Source organism: Pararhizobium gei (assembly GCF_029223885.1).
GTDB lineage: Bacteria > Pseudomonadota > Alphaproteobacteria > Rhizobiales > Rhizobiaceae > Pararhizobium > Pararhizobium gei.
The window spans coordinates 3,886,741-3,903,261 of sequence record NZ_CP119409.1; the positions used below are offsets into that span (position 1 = coordinate 3,886,741).

Sequence of the window (16,521 nt, forward strand, 5' to 3'; positions counted from 1 at the left end):
ACAAGTGCCGAACGAGGTGAAGCGACGAAGGAGCTTGGCGAAGCCTGAGCAACATGGAAGCTGACATTCGGCCTCCTCATCCGGCGCTTCACGCCACCTTCTCCGCGCCGGGGAAAAGACAGAGCAAGCTCCTACTGAGAGATCAAAATCAGACCCGCCGCTCGATCATCATCTTCTTGATCTCGCCGATCGCCTTGGCCGGGTTCAGGCCCTTGGGACAGGTCTGGGCGCAGTTCATGATGGTGTGGCAGCGATAGAGCCGGAAGGGATCTTCGAGATCGTCCAGCCGCTCACCCTTGGCTTCATCACGGCTATCGATCAGCCAGCGATAGGCCTGCAGCAGGACGGCCGGCCCCAGATAGCGGTCTCCATTCCACCAGTAGCTTGGGCAAGAGGCGGAACAGCAGGCGCAAAGAATGCACTCGTACAGGCCATCCAGTTTCTGGCGATCCTCGTGGCTCTGCTTCCATTCTTTGGCCGGTGTCGGCGAAACGGTCTTCAGCCAGGGCTCGATCGAACGATGCTGGGCGTAGAAATTGGTGAGGTCCGGCACCAGATCCTTGACGACAGGCATATGCGGCAGCGGATAGACCTTCACCGTGCCCTTCACATCGTCCATGCCCTTGGTGCAGGCAAGCGTATTGGTGCCATCGATATTCATGGCACAGGAACCGCAAATGCCCTCCCGGCAGGAGCGGCGCAGCGCCAGCGTCGGATCGATCTTGTTCTTGATGTAGAGCAGCGCATCGAGCACCATCGGGCCGCAATCATCGACATCGATATAAAATGTATCGATCGACGGATTTTTGCCGTCATCCGGGCTCCAGCGATAGATCCTGAGTTCACGGGTGTTCGTGGCACCAGCCGGCTTCGGCCAGACCTTGCCTTCGGTCATCGTCGAGTTCTTGGGGAGAGCGAGTTCAACCATGTTTCATTCTCCTCAATAAACCCGCGCCTTCGGCTCGATCTTGTAGGGATCGATACCCGGCTGCAGCAGTTCGGTATGCACCGGGCGATAATCGAGCTTCACATCACCTGCCTCGTTCACCCAGGACAGGGTATGCTTGCGCCAGTTGACATCGTCGCGCCCGGCAAACGGGCCATCGACATAGTCTTCGCGGGCATGGGACCCGCGGCTTTCCTTGCGGGCTTCGGCGCCGTAGACCGTGGTAATGGCGTTGGCCATCAGGTTTTCCAGTTCCAGCGTTTCGACCAGATCGGAATTCCAGATCATCGAACGGTCGGTGACCTTGATATCAGGCAGTTCGCTCCAGATCGCACTCATGCGCTTGCAGCCGCTTTCCAGCGATTCCTGCGTGCGGAACACAGCGGCATCTTCCTGCATGGTGCGCTGCATCTTCTCGCGCAGGATGGCGGTCGGGGTTTGGCCATTGGCGTGCCGGAGCCGGTCGAAGCGCGTCATGATCTTGTCCGACGCCTTCTCGTTGATCGCGGGGATCGCAGAGGCGCGGTCGATGACTTCACCGGCGCGGATGGCGGCCGCGCGACCGAAGACCACGAGATCGATCAGCGAGTTGGAGCCCAGGCGATTGGCTCCGTGCACGGAGGCACAGCCGGCTTCGCCAACGGCCATCAGGCCCGGAATGATCCGCTCCGGATTGGCGCTGTCGGCGTCGAGCACTTCGCCCCAGTAATTCGTCGGAATGCCGCCCATGTTGTAATGCACGGTGGGCAGCACCGGGATAGGCTCGCGCGTCACATCGACGCCGGCAAAGATCTTGGCGCTCTCGGAAATGCCAGGCAGACGCTCGTGCAGCACGGCCGGGTCGAGATGATCGAGATGCAGGTAGATGTGGTCCTTGGCCTTGCCGACGCCGCGGCCCTCGCGGATTTCCAGCGTCATGCAGCGTGAAACCACGTCACGGGACGCAAGGTCCTTGGCGGACGGCGCATAACGCTCCATGAAGCGCTCGCCCTCGGAATTGACGAGATAACCGCCCTCGCCGCGCGCACCTTCGGTGATCAGACAGCCAGCGCCGTAGATGCCGGTTGGATGGAACTGGACGAACTCCATGTCCTGCAGCGGAAGTCCCGCGCGCGCGATCATGCCGCCGCCGTCGCCGGTGCAGGTATGGGCCGAGGTCGCAGAGAAATAGGCGCGGCCGTAGCCGCCGGTCGCCAGCACCACCATCTTGGCGGCGAAGCGATGGATCGTGCCGTCGTCGAGGTTCCAGGCGACGACGCCGGTGCAGCGGCTGCCGTCATCGGACATGATCAGGTCGAGCGCGAAATATTCTATGAAGAACTCCGCATTGTGCTTCAGCGACTGGCCGTAGAGCGTGTGCAGGATGGCATGGCCCGTACGGTCGGCGGCAGCACAGGTGCGCTGCACCGGCGGGCCTTCGCCGTAGTTCTGCATATGGCCGCCGAACGGACGCTGGTAGATCTTGCCCTCGGCATTGCGCGAGAAGGGAACGCCGTAATGCTCGAGTTCGTAGACCGCCTTCGGCGCTTCCATGGCCAGATATTGCATGGCATCCACGTCGCCGAGCCAGTCAGAGCCCTTGACCGTGTCGTAGAGATGCCACTGCCAGCTGTCCGGCGTCATGTTCTGCAGCGAAGCCGCGATACCGCCCTGCGCCGCAACCGTATGGGAGCGCGTCGGGAAAACCTTGGTAATGCAGGCGGTCTTGAAACCCTGTTCGGCCATGCCGAGCGTGGCGCGCAGACCCGCACCGCCGGCACCGACGACGATCACGTCATAGGAATGGTCCACATAGGTATAGGCTCTGCCGTTGATGGTCGCTGATGAATCGAAGGCCATTTTGAATTACCCTGCAAACGCGATCTTCAGAATGGCGAAAAGACAGAGCCCGCCAACTGCGATCGCAAAAAACGTATTGAGCATCACGAAGACGATCTTCGCACCTTCGGCATGGACATAATCCTCGATGATGACTTGCATGCCGATCTTCATGTGGATGAGACCGGAGATCACCACCATTCCCATGATCACCGCCACGAAGGGGTTCGACAGCGCGGCGATTACCTCGGCATAGGGCGCGCCGGCATATTTGATCAGGAACAGCACGAAGAAAATGATCAGCGGCACGTTGGCAACCGCCGTCAACCGCTGACGCCAGAAATGATCGGTGCCTTCCTTGGCTGAGCCAAGGCCGCGAACCTTGCCGAGGGGAGTACGCATATCCATCACATCTAATCCTCTCAGCGCACCACGTAGCCGACGATCCAGATCAGCAGCGTGACTGCGATCGAACCGATCAGATTGGCAATGGCAAGCTTGGTCGCAAAATGCTTCTCGTAGCCATAGCCCAGATCCCAGACGAAATGTCTCAACCCCCCGAACAGGTGGTGTACAAGCGCCCATGTATAACCGAACAGAACCAGCTGCCCGATGATGGTGCCGAAAGCCCACATCGCCCAGTCATAATAGTCCGGACCGCTGGCAGCGGCAATCAGCCACCACGCAACGAGGATAGTGCCGAAGTAGAGCGCACCGCCGGTGATGCGGTGCACAATCGACATCACCATCGTTGGAATTGGCTTGTATATTTGCAGATGCGGCGAGAGCGGCCGACCTTTGGTGACATTCGTCATCGGAACCCCACGGAGACGGAAGGGATGCCTAAGACGAGACAATTTTCCATCCGGTTATTGCACATGATTGCACACAATTCAGTCAGCGACGTTTAATCGCCCTGTCGGAGAACGACAAGTGCGTTTGCAGTGCAAAAACATTTTAATCGATTAGACGAAAACAGCTTTCGAAACTTGGCGAAAGGCATCGCCGTTAAGCATAGCACCCAAAATGTGAAGCCGCCCCGTGACTTTTCACAGCGGTTGCCCCACATTGCTTCTTAAGGATTTGTTAAGAGTTTCCGGAGGACTGCATGATGCGTCCAAACAGGCTGATGAATGCCGCAAAAATTCTGATGGCGATCTGCGCTGTCATGCTGTCATTCTCGGAATTCGCCGAGGCACGGGATCGCCACCGTGGTGACCACCAAATACGCCGTCATCATCGGGAACAGCATTCCTATCAACTCCATCACCGCAAAAGCCGCGAGGTCTCGTCGGGCGTGAGGATCGGAGAGTACCGCTGGCGGCGTCCGCATCGCGATCACAGAAGCGACCGGGTTGGAAATCGCCACCATTTCCAGACACAACATCACCGCAGAGATTGGCGCGAGAGACGTGGCACGATACGCGACTATCGCGCTGTCCGTTTTCAAGGCTCGTCCTATGGCAGCGACGACTTCCCGTCCGGCGCTGGCGGAGGAACCTATTTCGGGGGCCTCTCCGCTTGGCAAGACCGCGGCAACGGTATCTATTTCCAGTCCGAACGCAACGCCTATGATTATGAGGGCGACGAGATGACCGATGTCTATCGGCGGCACCGCGTCAAAATCATCCGTGTGAACCCGAGAACCGCTGGACGGAACTGCTCATGGGAAGCGGGCGTCTGCGTTATTCGTCCATAGGACGGAAACACCAGACGGTCGTCCTCTTGACCTCGCTATCTTCAAGCACACGCGTCACCGGAACGTCGTAGGTCGCCAGCGTCCGCATCCGGTCGCGCGGACAATAGGCGCGGCCGGGATCCCCGAGAAGAACCAAGGCTCCCTTGTCCGTCAACATTTCGAACCATGGCACGATCCGCTCGGCAAACTTCTTGTCATAGAAAACGTCACCGGCCAGATAAACATCAGCGGCCGGCTCGGTGCCGATGATATCGGACGCCGCAGAAGAGACGTCGACATCGTTGAGCGCCGCATTCACCCGGATCGCTGTTTGGGTCCACGGATCGATATCGACAGCCAGAACCGAGCCGGCACCCGCTTTCATCGCGGCAATCGCCACCAGGCCGGAACCGGCGGCAAAATCGATGACGCGCCTGCCTTTCACGAGTTCCGGATGATCGAGGATATGCCGCGCCAGTCCCTGCCCGCCTGCCCAGGCAAAGGCCCAGAAGGGCGGCGGCAAGCCGATTTCCTCCAGTTCCTCCTCTGTCTTCAGCCAGAGATCATGCGCTTCGCTGGCCAGATGCAGCCGGATCTCGGGCACATGCGGCGGCGTCATGATCTCCGTATTGGCAAGGATGAAGGTTTCGGGATCGGTTTTCACAGGAGACAGGATCCGGTTTACGACGGCATGGGGTGACGGACACCCCCTGGAGAGGAGCACGGCCCCGAACAAAAATCACCGCGGCGGGTTTTCCAGCCCGCCGAGCCTGCAGATCTCCAGATACTCATCCTCGGTGACCGGCTGCACCGAGAGCCGCATGGACGTCACCAACGCCATTGCCTCAAATTTCGGATTGGCCTTGATGTCTTTCAGCGACACCGGATTTGGCAGATCGCAGATCGCACGAATATCGACGCAGTCCCATTTGGGATCGCCGTTGGCCGTGGAATCGGGATGCGACAAAGCGCAGACCTCGGTAATTCCAACAATCTCAAGCCCCTCGTTCGAATGGTAAAAGAAGCCCTTGTCGCCGATCCGCATGGCCCGCATGTGGTTGCGCGCCAGGTAATTGCGCACCCCGGTCCATTCGGTACCCTTCTCGCCGGCATCCTTCTGCATGGCCCAGGACCATTTGAACGGTTCGGACTTGTATAGCCAGTAGGACACGCTCAAACCTCCGGCTTATTGAAAACCCAGTTCCAGGGTTTGATATCGACGGTCGCAAACAGGCCGGCCTTGGCATAGGGATCGGCAGCCGCGATCGCTTTCGCCGCCTCGATGGTTTCCGCGTTGAGCACGACCAGACTGCCATTCGGCTTGCCGGCATCGTCAAGGAATGGCCCGGCAAAAGCAAGACTGCCCTTGGCATTGAGATCGGTTAGAAACGCGACATGTTCGGGACGGGTATCCATCCGAACCTGCAGGGCGTCCGGCTTGTCCGTGCATAGAACCGCAAACAGCATGGGCTTCTCCTCATTGGGTGTTCAAGGGATTGATTATTCCTGTGTGATTGGGCGGGACATCAGTTGCTCCAGCGCCGTTTTCACACTCAGTTTTCCTTCGATGATATCGGCCACCGCTTCGGTGATCGGCATATCGACACCAAGCGTGCGGGCAACGTCGGCGGCGACCGCCGCTGCGAAAGCGCCTTCCACCAGTTGGTCCGAATGCCCCGTCGCGCGGCCGCTTTGTCCCAGCGCGATGCCATAGCGCAGATTGCGGGACTGGTGGCTGGTCGCGGTAAGCACGAGATCGCCCAGACCGGACAATCCCCGCACCGTATCGGCTTCGCCGCCGCGCGCAGCAATGAAGCGGGACATTTCCGCAAGTCCGCGTGAAATGAGCGCAGCCCGGGCGGAGTCACCGAGACCCGCACCTTCCACGATGCCGCAGGCGATCGCCAGAACGTTTTTCAAGGCGCCGCCCAGTTGAACGCCGATACGGTCGCCCGAAGGATAAAGGCGGAATGCCGCGCCCGACAATGCCTCGGCAAGCAGCGCCGCCCGCTCGATATCGCCAGCTGCAATCACCATCGCTGTCGGCAGACCCTTGGCGATATCGGTGGCAAAACCCGGACCCGAGAGAACAGCGACATTCTGCAAGCGTAGCTCTTCACCGACGACATCGGTCAACAAACGGCCGCTGGAGCGCTCGATTCCTTTGGCGCAGATGACAACGTCTGCGCCCTTTTCGATAAAACCGAGCAGCGACCGGCTGGCTTCGCGCTGCGCCTGCGACGGCATGGCGAAGAGCACGATCGCAGCGCCACGTAGCACCGTCGGATCATCGGAGATTGTCAATGTTTCAGGCAGATCGATACCCGGCAGTGCGCTGTCGTTGCGGCCGGTTTCCTTAAAATCCTCGACCACGCTTTCACGGCGGGTGAGCAGCGTCACCGGAAGCTTGCCGGATGCGGCGGCAACCGCGGAAAGCGCCGTGCCGAAGGCGCCGGAACCGACGACGACGAGACGATCTCCTTGCGTAAACCCTGCAGCCATATTCAAGCCTTCGCTCCCCGCTTTCCAAAACCGATCAGCGTCTTCGCCTCCGCATCGAGAGGCCAGCGCGAGCGCGGCGCTACATCGAGACAGTCGGACGGCAGACCCGCTGCCATCCGCTCGGCACCAGCCCAGGCGATCATTGCAGCATTATCCGTGCACAACTGCAGCGGCGGAGCGATGAAATGAAACCCATTGCCATCGCAGAGTTCCTGTAGCGTCGCCCGCAGGGTCTGGTTTGCAGCGACCCCGCCGGCCACGACCAGCGACGGAGTATCGACGGAGCCTGCAAACCGCTGCTTGAACCGTGCCAGTCCACGGCCGATGCGATCCTTCAGCGTGCGCGAAATCGCAGTCTGGAACGAGGCGCATATATCGGCGATATCCTGTTCGGTGACCGGAGCGATCGATTGCGCCGCTTGCCGCACGGCTGTCTTCAAGCCGGAAAAGGAAAAATCGAGCCGTGCCTCGCCCACCAGCGGGCGTGGAAAGGAGAAGCGCTCCGGGTTGCCATTTTTTGCCGCGCGTTCGACGGCAGGACCGCCCGGATAGGGGAGCCCCAGGAGCTTAGCCGTCTTGTCGAAAGCCTCGCCCAGCGCATCGTCAATCGTCGTGCCCCAACGTTCGTATTCACCGACCCCCTTGACCAGAATAAGCTGCGTATGGCCACCGGAAACGAGCAACATCAGATACGGAAAGCACAGCCCGTCCGTCAGCCGCGCCGTGAGCGCATGACCTTCGAGATGGTTGATGGCATAGAGCGGCTTTCCCGAGGCGCGCGCAATCGCCTTGCCGGTCATCAGGCCGACGAGCAGGCCACCGATCAGGCCGGGACCGCTGGTGGCGGCGATCGCATTTATATCAGGCAGTGCGACCCCAGCCCGAGCAAGCGCCTCCTCGATCAGCGTATCCAGCGCCTCGACATGCGCGCGCGCGGCGATTTCCGGCACGACGCCGCCATAAATGCTGTGTTCCTCCAATTGGCTGAGAACGACATCACTGACGATCTCGCCATGGCCGTTCTCATCGCGCAGCACGACGGAGGCAGCGGTTTCATCGCAGCTTGTTTCGATGCCAAGGATGAGCAGAGGCGGAGACATGGGCCGGTTTACTCGAACATTGCGGTCGCGGGGAAAGGCGGATACACGGAACTCCGGTAACAACGGATCGCAGTGGATGCAAACAAAACCTTTCCGGATCGGCACGCGGGGTAGTCCCCTGGCGCTGGCTCAGGCCCATGAAACGCGGGATCGCCTGATAGCGGCGCATGGCCTGCCGTCCGAAATGTTCGAGATCGTCGTCCTTTCGACTATGGGTGACCGGATCACCGACCGCTCGCTGTCCGAAATTGGCGGCAAGGGGCTCTTTACCCAGGAACTGGAGGACATGCTCATCTCCGGAGGGCTGGATTTCGCCGTGCATTCCTCCAAGGATATGCCGACGAAGCTGCCGACCGGCCTGTTCCTCTCCGCCTATCTGCCGCGGGAAGATGCCCGGGACGCCTTCATCGGACGCACCGCGAAAAAACTCATGGACCTGCCGCGGGGCGCCACCATTGGTTCCTCATCGTTGCGCCGGCAGGCACTGATCAAGCGGCTGCGACCGGACATCAACGTCGTCACCTATCGCGGCCTGGTCGATACCCGACTAAGGAAATTGGCGGAAGGTCAGGTCGATGCAACCCTGCTCGCCTTTGCCGGCCTCAAGCGGCTCGGCAAGGCCGACGTGCCGACGGAAATCCTCGATCCCGACCTATTTCCGCCAGCGCCGGCGCAAGGGGCGATCTGTATCGAAAGCCGCGTTGCCGACGATCGGATCAACAGCCTTCTGGAAGCAATCAACGATCCAAGGACGCACGAGACCGTGACCTGCGAGCGCGCCTTCCTAGCCGCGCTCGACGGTTCCTGCCGTACCCCGATTGCCGGTTACGCCCTTTCAGACGGCGAAACCATCCGCTTCACCGGTATGATTCTGACGCCGGACGGCAGCGATTACTTTCGCGTCTCGGCCGAAGGAAAATCTACCGAGACGGAAAAGATCGGCACCAAGGCCGGCGAGGATATTCGCCTTGAGGCGGGGCCGGACTTCTTCTTAAGCTGGACCTGAGCTATGCACGCGCCCAAGCGCATCCTCGTCACCCGGCCGCAGCCACAAGCGGCGGCAACAGCGGCAAGGCTCGAGGCCCTCAGGTACGAAACGATCGTCCTTCCGGTGACGCAGGCATCTCACGATCCGCAAGCCGCAAGGAACGCCCTGACGCTACCCCATGATGCGATTGCCGTTACAAGCGCCGAGGCGATCCGTGCTCTGTCTGTGATCAAGGAACCGGCACTGCCCGACCTCACTCCGATCGTCTTCTGCATCGGAGCATCCACAGCCAAGGCGGCGCGCAATGCCGGTTTTCATCATGTCGTGTCAGCGGATGGCACCGGCGCGTCACTTGCCGCACTGATTGTGGAACGTCGGGCGGATCTGCGAAACGGTTTACTCTACCTGGCAGGAATGCCACGATCCCCCGGCTTCGAAGCAACCCTCCAAGACGCTGGCATCACCTGCCATGTCGTTGAAGTCTACAGCATGTTGCCGATCGCCCGCCGGCCAGCCATGATCGATGACCTGCTCTGCCGCCAACCAGCCGATGCCGCCCTTTTCTATTCGTATGAGACGGCAAGGCTTTTCTTTATGTCCCTGCCAGCGAAAGCGGCGGAAGCCCTCTCAGGCAAGCGCATGCTGTGCCTGAGCCCGCATGTCGCCGAAGCCGTTCCCGACGGCTTCGGCCCGGTGTCGATCGCCGCGGCCCCCCATGAAGATGCCCTTTTCGATCTTCTTTGAGCCGACGCCGAGAGGGAAAGAACCGTTCTTTAGGATAGGCGCAACGATTTGTCGCTCGGGGGCTTTCCCAATCCATGTTGCGTGTCTAGGTTTAAGACAATGCCTCAACATCATGCGATAATGGGATGGAGATCATCATGGACCCGGAAAATCCTTCGCGCCGCTCGAAGCCCGATCAGGAACCGTTGACGATCGACCTGGAGGCCAACGCGGCAGCGGCAGACAAGCCCGCCATTGCCGATGGCGAAGAGACTGTCTCCAACGAAGGGGCCCACGGCACCCAGGCGGTGCACGAAACGGCGGACGACCCAGGTGGCGCGCTTGCTGACGACGCACAGGCCACTAACCCGGACAGCATTGATATCGTGGATCCTGAAATTGCCGAGCGGAACACGGCGGCCGACGAGGATGCGCGTGCCGAAGCCGCTGCGATGGCCTTTACCGAAGAACCACCCAGTGCCGCACGGGAACAGGCTGCCCACACCGCATCTCGGCCGCAGGATCATGGAGCATCGAGATCGAGCGCGCTTGCTGCCGGCATCGTCGGCGGCCTGATCGCGCTTCTGGCTACTGGCGGCCTGCAATATGCCGGCGTTCTGCCCGCCTTCGGGCCTGATCGCGGCAGCAGCGCCATCGAACAGGGGCTGGCGGCAGATGTGGAAAGCCTGAAGGCGCAGCTTGCCGCCGCGCCATCGGCAACGGCCGATTTCGGTCCGCTTGAAACCCGTATCACGGAACTGGAGAAAAAGTCTGCCGAAGCCGCGACCGTTCCAGCCGCGGATGTCTCCGGTCTCGAAGCGCAGCTGGCCAGCCTGACCAATGAAATTGCCACGCTGAAATCCAATATCGCCGATGCTCAAGCCTCGACGGATGCGGCAAAGTCCGAACTTTCGACACGCATCGAGGCCGCAGAGAAGAAGATCGAGGAGCCGGCCAGCGATGTGCAACTGGCCCGCGCCATTGCCGTCACTGCACTGAAAACTGCAATCGACCGCGGCGGTCCGTTCCTTGCCGAACTGGACGCGCTGAAGAGCGTTTCCGCAGAAGATACCGCCGTCACCGGCCTTGCCGACGATGCGACGACCGGTGTTGCGCCGCGTGCCGATCTTGTGCGGGACTTCCCCTCGACCGCCGATGCCATGATCGAGGCCACACAGCATAGCGATCCGGAACAGGGGATCTTCTCGCGGCTCGTGGACAGCGCATCTTCGGCCATCCGCGTTCGGCCTGTCGGCAGCATCGAGGGCGATACGCCCGAAGCGATCATCGCCCGCATCGAAGACAAGCTGACCAATGGCGACCTGAAGGGCGCGAGCCTCGAATGGGAAACCCTGCCCGATCCGGCAAAGGCCGCCGGCGCCGCGTTCAAGAGCAAGCTCGATCAGCGCGTTCGCGTCGAAGGGCTTATCGATGCCACTGTTTCCGGCGCAATGACGGCAAAGGGCTGAGGAAGAATTCATGATCCGCATTCTGTTCTACGTCCTGATTATTCTCGCTCTTGGCGCCGGCTTTGCCTGGCTCGCCGACAGGCCCGGCGAATTGTCCCTGATCTGGCAGGGACAACGCGTCGAGATGAGCCTGATGGTCGCAGCGACCCTGCTTGCGTCGCTTGTGGCCGCCATCCTGATCATCATCTGGTTCATTCGCGTCGTCTGGCTTTCGCCACATTCCATCTCGCGTTATTTCCGCGCCCGCAAGCGCGATCGCGGCTATCAGGCGCTGTCGACAGGTTTGATAGCCGCTGGCGCCGGAGATTCGATTCTTGCCCGCAAAATGGTGGCCCGCACGCGCGGACTCATCAGCGCCGATCAGGAGCCGCTGATCCATCTGCTCGAGGCCCAGACCGCCCTTATCGACGGCAAATATGACGATGCCCGCAAGAAGTTCGAACTGATGGCCGACGATCCCGAAACCCGGGAACTTGGTCTCCGCGGGCTTTATCTCGAAGCCAAGCGGCTTGGAGCCAATGAAGCGGCGCGGCAATATGCAGAACGCGCCGCCGACAAGGCGCCGCATTTGCCATGGGCCACGATGGCTGCATTGGAATATCGCAGCCAGACGGGCCAGTGGGACGAGGCGATCCGTCTTCTCGATCAGAGCCGTGCAGCGCATGTCATCGACCGCAAGGATGCCGACCGCAAGAAGGCGATACTGCTGACGGCGCGTGCTGGTGAAAAGCTCGAATCCGACCCGAAGGGCGCACGGGATGATGCCCTGGCAGCCTTGAAGCTTGCCGAAAATCTCGTTCCCGCCGGTCTTGTGGCAGCAAAGGCATTGTCGCGTGAAGACAATCTGCGCAAGGCCGCTTCCATCCTTGAAAAGCTCTGGAAGCAGGAACCACATCCAGAGATCGCCAAGCTCTACATCCGCGCGCGCAGCGGCGATTCCGCGCTTGATCGGATGAAGCGTGCCAATAAGCTCGAAGCCCTGCGGCCGAACAATGCAGTGTCGCTTGCAGCTGTTGCGGAAAGTGCGCTCGAGGCCCGGGAGCTGGGTTTGGCACGGGCCAAGGCCGAGGCCGCCGCCCGCATCCAGCAATCGGAAAGTATTTTCCTGCTTCTGGCCGATATCGAGGAAGCCGATACGGGCGACGACGGACGCATCCGCCATTGGATGAACCAGGCGTTGAAAAGCCCGCGCGATCCGGCCTGGACGGCGGACGGCGTCACGTCGCCGCAATGGCTGCCGGTTTCCCCGGTCACCGGGCAACTTGACGCCTTCACCTGGAAACAGCCCGTTGCGCAGATTTCCGGTCCTATTGAAGAGGGCAGCACCGAAGCCGGGGAGCAAGCGATCCGCAGCCTGCCCCCGGTCTCGATACCTCATCAGGACGCTGAGCCGAAACAGGTCTTCGAGAGCGTTGAATCGGACGTGCCGAGCCATGTGGTTGAGACCGCGGCCAAAACGGAAGACATCGTCGAGACGATCGCTGTGCCGGCGCCGTCCGAGTCCGTTATCGTGCCACAGACGGTGACGATCGAAAAAAAGCCCCTCCCTGCAAGGGAGCAGGTCGTCGAGCCATTTTTCGGGCGGCCGCCGGATGATCCGGGTGTCCGCAGCGACAGCCGCAAGCCAACCGGCAAAGCGACGTTCCGTCTCTTTTAAGCACCTGATTACAATGGAAAAGCATGTTTGAAAGATTTCGGACGTTTCTCGACACCCTCACAGGCTCCGGACACGGTGCGGCCATCGAAGCCGGTGACCCCCGCATCGCCATCATGGCGCTTTGCATCCAGGTCATGGAAGCAGACGGCGAAACCGACGAGAAGGAACGCCGCAAAGTACGGTCCATGATCAAGGAGCATTACCAGCTCGACGATGCGGCACTGGACGGATTGATTGCCGCTGGTGAAACCGCCGAAGCCCAGGCGATCGATTTCTTCCGCTTCACCTCGGACATCAAGCGGCATTATTCCGAGGAGCAGCGTATCGATCTTGTCGGCATGCTGTGGGAAATTGTCTATGCGGATGGCAAGCGCAGCGAGATGGAAGACCATGTGATCTGGCGGATTGCCGACCTGCTCGGCGTCTCCGGCAGGGACAGGATCATGAAGCGGCAGGAGGCTGCCGCCAAACTCGATGTTGCGGAAGAGACATTCGCGCCGCAGCAGGAAGAGTAGGATGCTGTTCGCAGGCCGCAGCGTCGATACCTGCTCTCTCAGGAAGCCGGTTTCGATCATGCGTATCTGGTCGTAATTGCTTTACCGTGCCGGTGCGTCGAGCGAATCGACCTTGCGCAGAGACGGGAAGCCAAGCGCCCAGATGACCGCCACGGCAAGCGTGCCGACCCCTCCGATAACCACGGCAGGAACCGCCCCGATGACATGCGCCATCGTGCCGGCGCGAAATTCGCCAAGCTCGTTCGACGCTCCGACGAAGACCATGTTGACGGCGTTGACCCGGCCGCGCACCGCGTCCGGCGTCCAGAGTGCGATCAGCGTCTCGCGAACATAGACGGAGATCATATCGGACGCGCCCATTAGCATCAGGGCTGCGATCGACAACCAGGCAACGTCCGACAGTCCGAAGATAACGGTGCCGACGCCGAACAGGCCGACGCCAGCAAACATCAGGGTACCCGCGTGATGGCGGATCGGATAAGCCGCAAGCATGACGGCAACCAGAATGGCGCCGATGCCGGGTGCGGCCCGCAGCATCCCGAGGCCAAGCGGCCCGAGCACAAGAATTTCGCTGGCGAAGACGGGCATCAGCGCCACCGCGCCACCCAAAAGCACGGCGAAGAGATCAAGTGAAATCGCCCCCAATACGACCTTTTCCGAGCGAATGAAGCGGAAGCCGGCAAGGATCGAGGTCCAGTCTCGCGGCTCGCTCAGACTGTGCTGCGCCGGTTTTTCGATCGTGAAGACAAGGACGGAAGCCAGTATGAGAAAGCCGAGCGCAACCGAATAGGCGACCGTCGCACTGATGCCGTAAAGCAGGCCGCCGGCGACCGGGCCGAGAATGGCGGCCGTCTGCCAGGATGACGAATTCCAGGCGATCGCATTCGCAAGGTCGGCAGAGGGAACAAGATTCGGCGCGAGCGACTGCACGGCGGGCGCCATGAAGGCGCGTTCGATACCGAACACGACCAGGATGGCGAAAACCGGCCAAGGCGAGAACGCGTCCGCGATTGTCAGCCCCAAAAGGGCAGCGGCGCAAAGCGCACTGATGATCATGCAGATGGCAACAATGGCACGCCGGCTGTGCCGGTCTGCGACGGACCCGGTCACAAGGATCAGAACAAGCGAAGGAAGGAACTGGAACAGGCCGATGAGACCGAGATACAGCGTGTTCTGCGTCTGCTCATACATCTGCCATCCAACGGAAACACTGACGATCTGGATGGCGAAGGACGCGAGGAACCGCGAGAAGAAGAAGCGGGCATAGGAGACATGCCGGAACGCGGCAAATCGGTCTGCACCCTGTAAAACGGACATGCGGCTTTCTTTCGGACACAGCGGCAAGCGCCGAATTCATCAAGTTCCTGCACCGCACTTCAAGCGGACTTGCCGGTTTAGTCATCAATGTCTACATGTCTGTCAACAACGAATTGGAGATCGGCATGCTTGCTGTCATCGCGACCCTGAACTTTATCATCAATATTGCGTGGTTCCTGGTCATCGCCTCGGCCATTTTCTCATGGCTTTATGCATTCAACGTGATCAACGTGAACAACAATGCGATCAACATGATCGGCCGGTCGCTCTATCAACTGACGGAACCGCTCTACCGCCCGATCCGCCGCATCCTGCCGGACATGGGCGGCGTCGATCTCTCCCCTCTGGTGGTTTTGGTCATCCTCTACTTCATCTGGTATTTCCTGAACACGACGGTTGCAGCCGCTCTTCTGGCCTGAAGCACGCGGCTTCGACCAGCAAACGAAAAACCTCCGGAGCGCTCAGCGAGCCGGAGGTTCTCATTGAGTCAGGAAAAGGATCGGCGACTTATTTTGCGGTCTTGGCGCGCTCGACCGCCTCGCTGATCAGTTCCTTGGCGATCGCCGCATCCTTCCAGCCGAAGATCTTGACCCACTTGCCGGGCTCCAGATCCTTATAATGCTCGAAGAAATGTTCGATCTGCTGCAGGGTGATCTCGGGCAGATCGGTATAATCCTTCACCTTGTCGTAGCGCTTGGTCAGATGATAGTTCGGAACGGCGATGATTTTTTCGTCCTTGCCGGAATTGTCTTCCATCATCATAACGCCGATCGGACGAACATTGATCACGCAGCCCGGAACAAGCGGGCGGGTCGAGGCGATCAGCACGTCGATCGGATCGCCGTCGTCAGACAGCGTATGCGGCACGAAGCCGTAATTGCCCGGATAGGTCATAGGCGTGTAAAGAAAGCGGTCGACGACCAGCGTGCCGGCTTCCTTGTCCATCTCGTACTTGATGGGATGCCCGCCGACGGGCACTTCGACGATGACATTGATATCTTCCGGCGGGTTTTTGCCGATCGCGATTGCATCAATACGCATGTTTCCCCCAAGGGTCTGGTGTTTGACTGGCGATTCCGATAACGGGAAACACCGTGTGGCGCAACATGACTTTCGCCACACGACCAAAAATGCGAGACTTGGCGAATAATGGCGGCACCTCCAACGTCTGACTTTCGAGGAGTTTCCTATGAAATTGGCAACCATTCTGCTTCCGCTGGCGCTCGGGCTCGCAATGCCCGCAACCGCCGGACAGGCCAATAAAAGTGCCTATACCGATTTCAACACGGACAAATGCCGGACTGTTGCGCAGGACGACGAGGGCGGCGGCATCGTCATGACCTGCGCTGGCTGGAAAGAGAACGCCGTGCATTTCATGGAGGGTGACATGCGGCAGAGCTTTCTCTATGGCCCTGTGAGTAGCGCCTTCCTGGACGGTACTTTCGAGAGCTTCGAACCGTTCAACCATACCGGAAGCAAGATCGAATGGCGGCTCGGCGGTGATGGCAAACCGGTTGCAACCATCCTTCGATGGTTCATTGAAAACCTGGACCCGGCCACTTCGCAACCCTCGCCAAAAATGCGGGGACAGGTGCTGGTCGTCTCTCGTGTCGCTGCAGGCGATGGAAAGAGCTGCGTTGTCGGCTATGTCGATGCGCTCGCCAATCCCGAGCCGAACATCCTTGCAAGGCAAATCGCCGATACGATCGCCACAGGTTTCAGATGCAGTATAGACGATGCCGGTTTCCACGGCATGCGCGGGCCGCTCGCAGCCGAGCCGACGCATGTCTTTCCAGAAACCTGACCGG

The 16,521-nt window shown here is 60.2% G+C and carries 19 protein-coding genes; 8 read left to right on the forward strand and 11 right to left on the reverse strand.

Features of this window, described 5'->3' with window-relative positions; genetic code table 11:
• Positions 1-148 precede the first annotated feature (148 nt).
• From PY308_RS18815 to sdhC, 4 genes are read right to left on the reverse strand one after another with little or no spacing between them, the layout of a single operon-like run.
• Entirely contained in the window at positions 149-928 is a 780-nt protein-coding gene (locus tag PY308_RS18815) for a succinate dehydrogenase iron-sulfur subunit (protein WP_275785590.1), read from the reverse strand.
• 12 nt (positions 929-940) lie between these two features.
• Positions 941-2,785 (reverse strand): succinate dehydrogenase flavoprotein subunit, encoded by a 1,845-nt coding sequence (sdhA, locus tag PY308_RS18820; RefSeq protein ID WP_275785592.1) that lies wholly within the window; start codon positions 2,783-2,785, stop codon positions 941-943.
• Positions 2,786-2,791: 6 nt separating this feature from the next.
• A complete protein-coding gene (sdhD, locus tag PY308_RS18825) occupies positions 2,792-3,172 on the reverse strand; it encodes a succinate dehydrogenase, hydrophobic membrane anchor protein (RefSeq protein ID WP_275785595.1) in 381 nt (126 codons plus the stop codon).
• Between the two features lie 14 nt (positions 3,173-3,186).
• On the reverse strand, positions 3,187-3,579 hold the full coding sequence (gene sdhC / locus PY308_RS18830; protein ID WP_275785597.1) for a succinate dehydrogenase, cytochrome b556 subunit: 393 nt from the start codon (positions 3,577-3,579) through the stop codon (positions 3,187-3,189).
• 293 nt (positions 3,580-3,872) lie between these two features.
• Between sdhC and PY308_RS18835 the strand changes: the two genes are divergently transcribed.
• Entirely contained in the window at positions 3,873-4,463 is a 591-nt protein-coding gene (locus tag PY308_RS18835) for a hypothetical protein (RefSeq protein ID WP_275785600.1), read from the forward strand.
• Here PY308_RS18835 and PY308_RS18840 read toward each other — a convergent pair.
• The 5 genes from PY308_RS18840 to tsaD form a co-directional block, all read right to left on the reverse strand.
• Positions 4,450-5,106 carry a class I SAM-dependent methyltransferase gene (locus PY308_RS18840; RefSeq protein WP_275785602.1) on the reverse strand — a complete coding sequence of 219 codons (657 nt, stop codon included), beginning with the start codon at positions 5,104-5,106 and terminating at the stop codon, positions 4,450-4,452. The genes PY308_RS18835 and PY308_RS18840 overlap by 14 nt on opposite strands.
• 75 nt (positions 5,107-5,181) lie before the next feature.
• The gene (locus PY308_RS18845; RefSeq protein ID WP_275785605.1) at positions 5,182-5,613 is read right to left on the reverse strand and encodes an EVE domain-containing protein; all 432 of its coding nucleotides are present in this window, start codon (positions 5,611-5,613) and stop codon (positions 5,182-5,184) included.
• Between the two features lie 2 nt (positions 5,614-5,615).
• Positions 5,616-5,909 (reverse strand): YciI-like protein, encoded by a 294-nt coding sequence (locus tag PY308_RS18850; RefSeq protein WP_275785608.1) that lies wholly within the window; start codon positions 5,907-5,909, stop codon positions 5,616-5,618.
• A 33-nt stretch (positions 5,910-5,942) separates the two neighbouring features.
• The gene (locus PY308_RS18855) at positions 5,943-6,944 is read right to left on the reverse strand and encodes an NAD(P)H-dependent glycerol-3-phosphate dehydrogenase (RefSeq protein ID WP_275785611.1); all 1,002 of its coding nucleotides are present in this window, start codon (positions 6,942-6,944) and stop codon (positions 5,943-5,945) included.
• A 2-nt stretch (positions 6,945-6,946) separates the two neighbouring features.
• Positions 6,947-8,044 (reverse strand): tRNA (adenosine(37)-N6)-threonylcarbamoyltransferase complex transferase subunit TsaD, encoded by a 1,098-nt coding sequence (tsaD, locus tag PY308_RS18860; RefSeq protein ID WP_275785613.1) that lies wholly within the window; start codon positions 8,042-8,044, stop codon positions 6,947-6,949.
• A 76-nt stretch (positions 8,045-8,120) separates the two neighbouring features.
• On the opposite strand from tsaD, the gene hemC reads away from it, so the two are divergent.
• The 5 genes from hemC to PY308_RS18885 all read left to right on the forward strand — a co-directional run bounded on the left by hemC (position 8,121) and on the right by PY308_RS18885 (position 13,396).
• A complete protein-coding gene (gene hemC, locus PY308_RS18865) occupies positions 8,121-9,050 on the forward strand; it encodes a hydroxymethylbilane synthase (RefSeq protein ID WP_275785614.1) in 930 nt (309 codons plus the stop codon).
• A gap of 3 nt (positions 9,051-9,053) precedes the next feature.
• The gene (locus PY308_RS18870) at positions 9,054-9,776 is read left to right on the forward strand and encodes a uroporphyrinogen-III synthase (protein WP_275785616.1); all 723 of its coding nucleotides are present in this window, start codon (positions 9,054-9,056) and stop codon (positions 9,774-9,776) included.
• Between the two features lie 137 nt (positions 9,777-9,913).
• Positions 9,914-11,224 (forward strand): COG4223 family protein, encoded by a 1,311-nt coding sequence (locus PY308_RS18875; protein WP_275785619.1) that lies wholly within the window; start codon positions 9,914-9,916, stop codon positions 11,222-11,224.
• Positions 11,225-11,234: 10 nt separating this feature from the next.
• Entirely contained in the window at positions 11,235-12,881 is a 1,647-nt protein-coding gene (locus PY308_RS18880) for a heme biosynthesis protein HemY (protein ID WP_275785621.1), read from the forward strand.
• A gap of 23 nt (positions 12,882-12,904) precedes the next feature.
• The gene (locus PY308_RS18885) at positions 12,905-13,396 is read left to right on the forward strand and encodes a tellurite resistance TerB family protein (protein WP_275785624.1); all 492 of its coding nucleotides are present in this window, start codon (positions 12,905-12,907) and stop codon (positions 13,394-13,396) included.
• An 81-nt stretch (positions 13,397-13,477) separates the two neighbouring features.
• Here PY308_RS18885 and PY308_RS18890 read toward each other — a convergent pair whose 3' ends face one another.
• Positions 13,478-14,713 (reverse strand): MFS transporter, encoded by a 1,236-nt coding sequence (locus tag PY308_RS18890; protein WP_275785626.1) that lies wholly within the window; start codon positions 14,711-14,713, stop codon positions 13,478-13,480.
• Between the two features lie 125 nt (positions 14,714-14,838).
• On the opposite strand from PY308_RS18890, the gene PY308_RS18895 reads away from it, so the two are divergent.
• Entirely contained in the window at positions 14,839-15,132 is a 294-nt protein-coding gene (locus PY308_RS18895; RefSeq protein ID WP_275785629.1) for a YggT family protein, read from the forward strand.
• A gap of 88 nt (positions 15,133-15,220) precedes the next feature.
• Here the strand turns inward: PY308_RS18895 and ppa are convergent, their stop codons facing one another.
• On the reverse strand, positions 15,221-15,754 hold the full coding sequence (gene ppa, locus PY308_RS18900) for an inorganic diphosphatase (protein WP_275785632.1): 534 nt from the start codon (positions 15,752-15,754) through the stop codon (positions 15,221-15,223).
• A gap of 148 nt (positions 15,755-15,902) precedes the next feature.
• On the opposite strand from ppa, the gene PY308_RS18905 reads away from it, so the two are divergent.
• Positions 15,903-16,517, forward strand: coding sequence for a hypothetical protein (locus PY308_RS18905; RefSeq protein WP_275785634.1), 615 nt, complete (start codon positions 15,903-15,905; stop codon positions 16,515-16,517).
• The last annotated feature ends 4 nt before the right edge of the window (positions 16,518-16,521 follow it).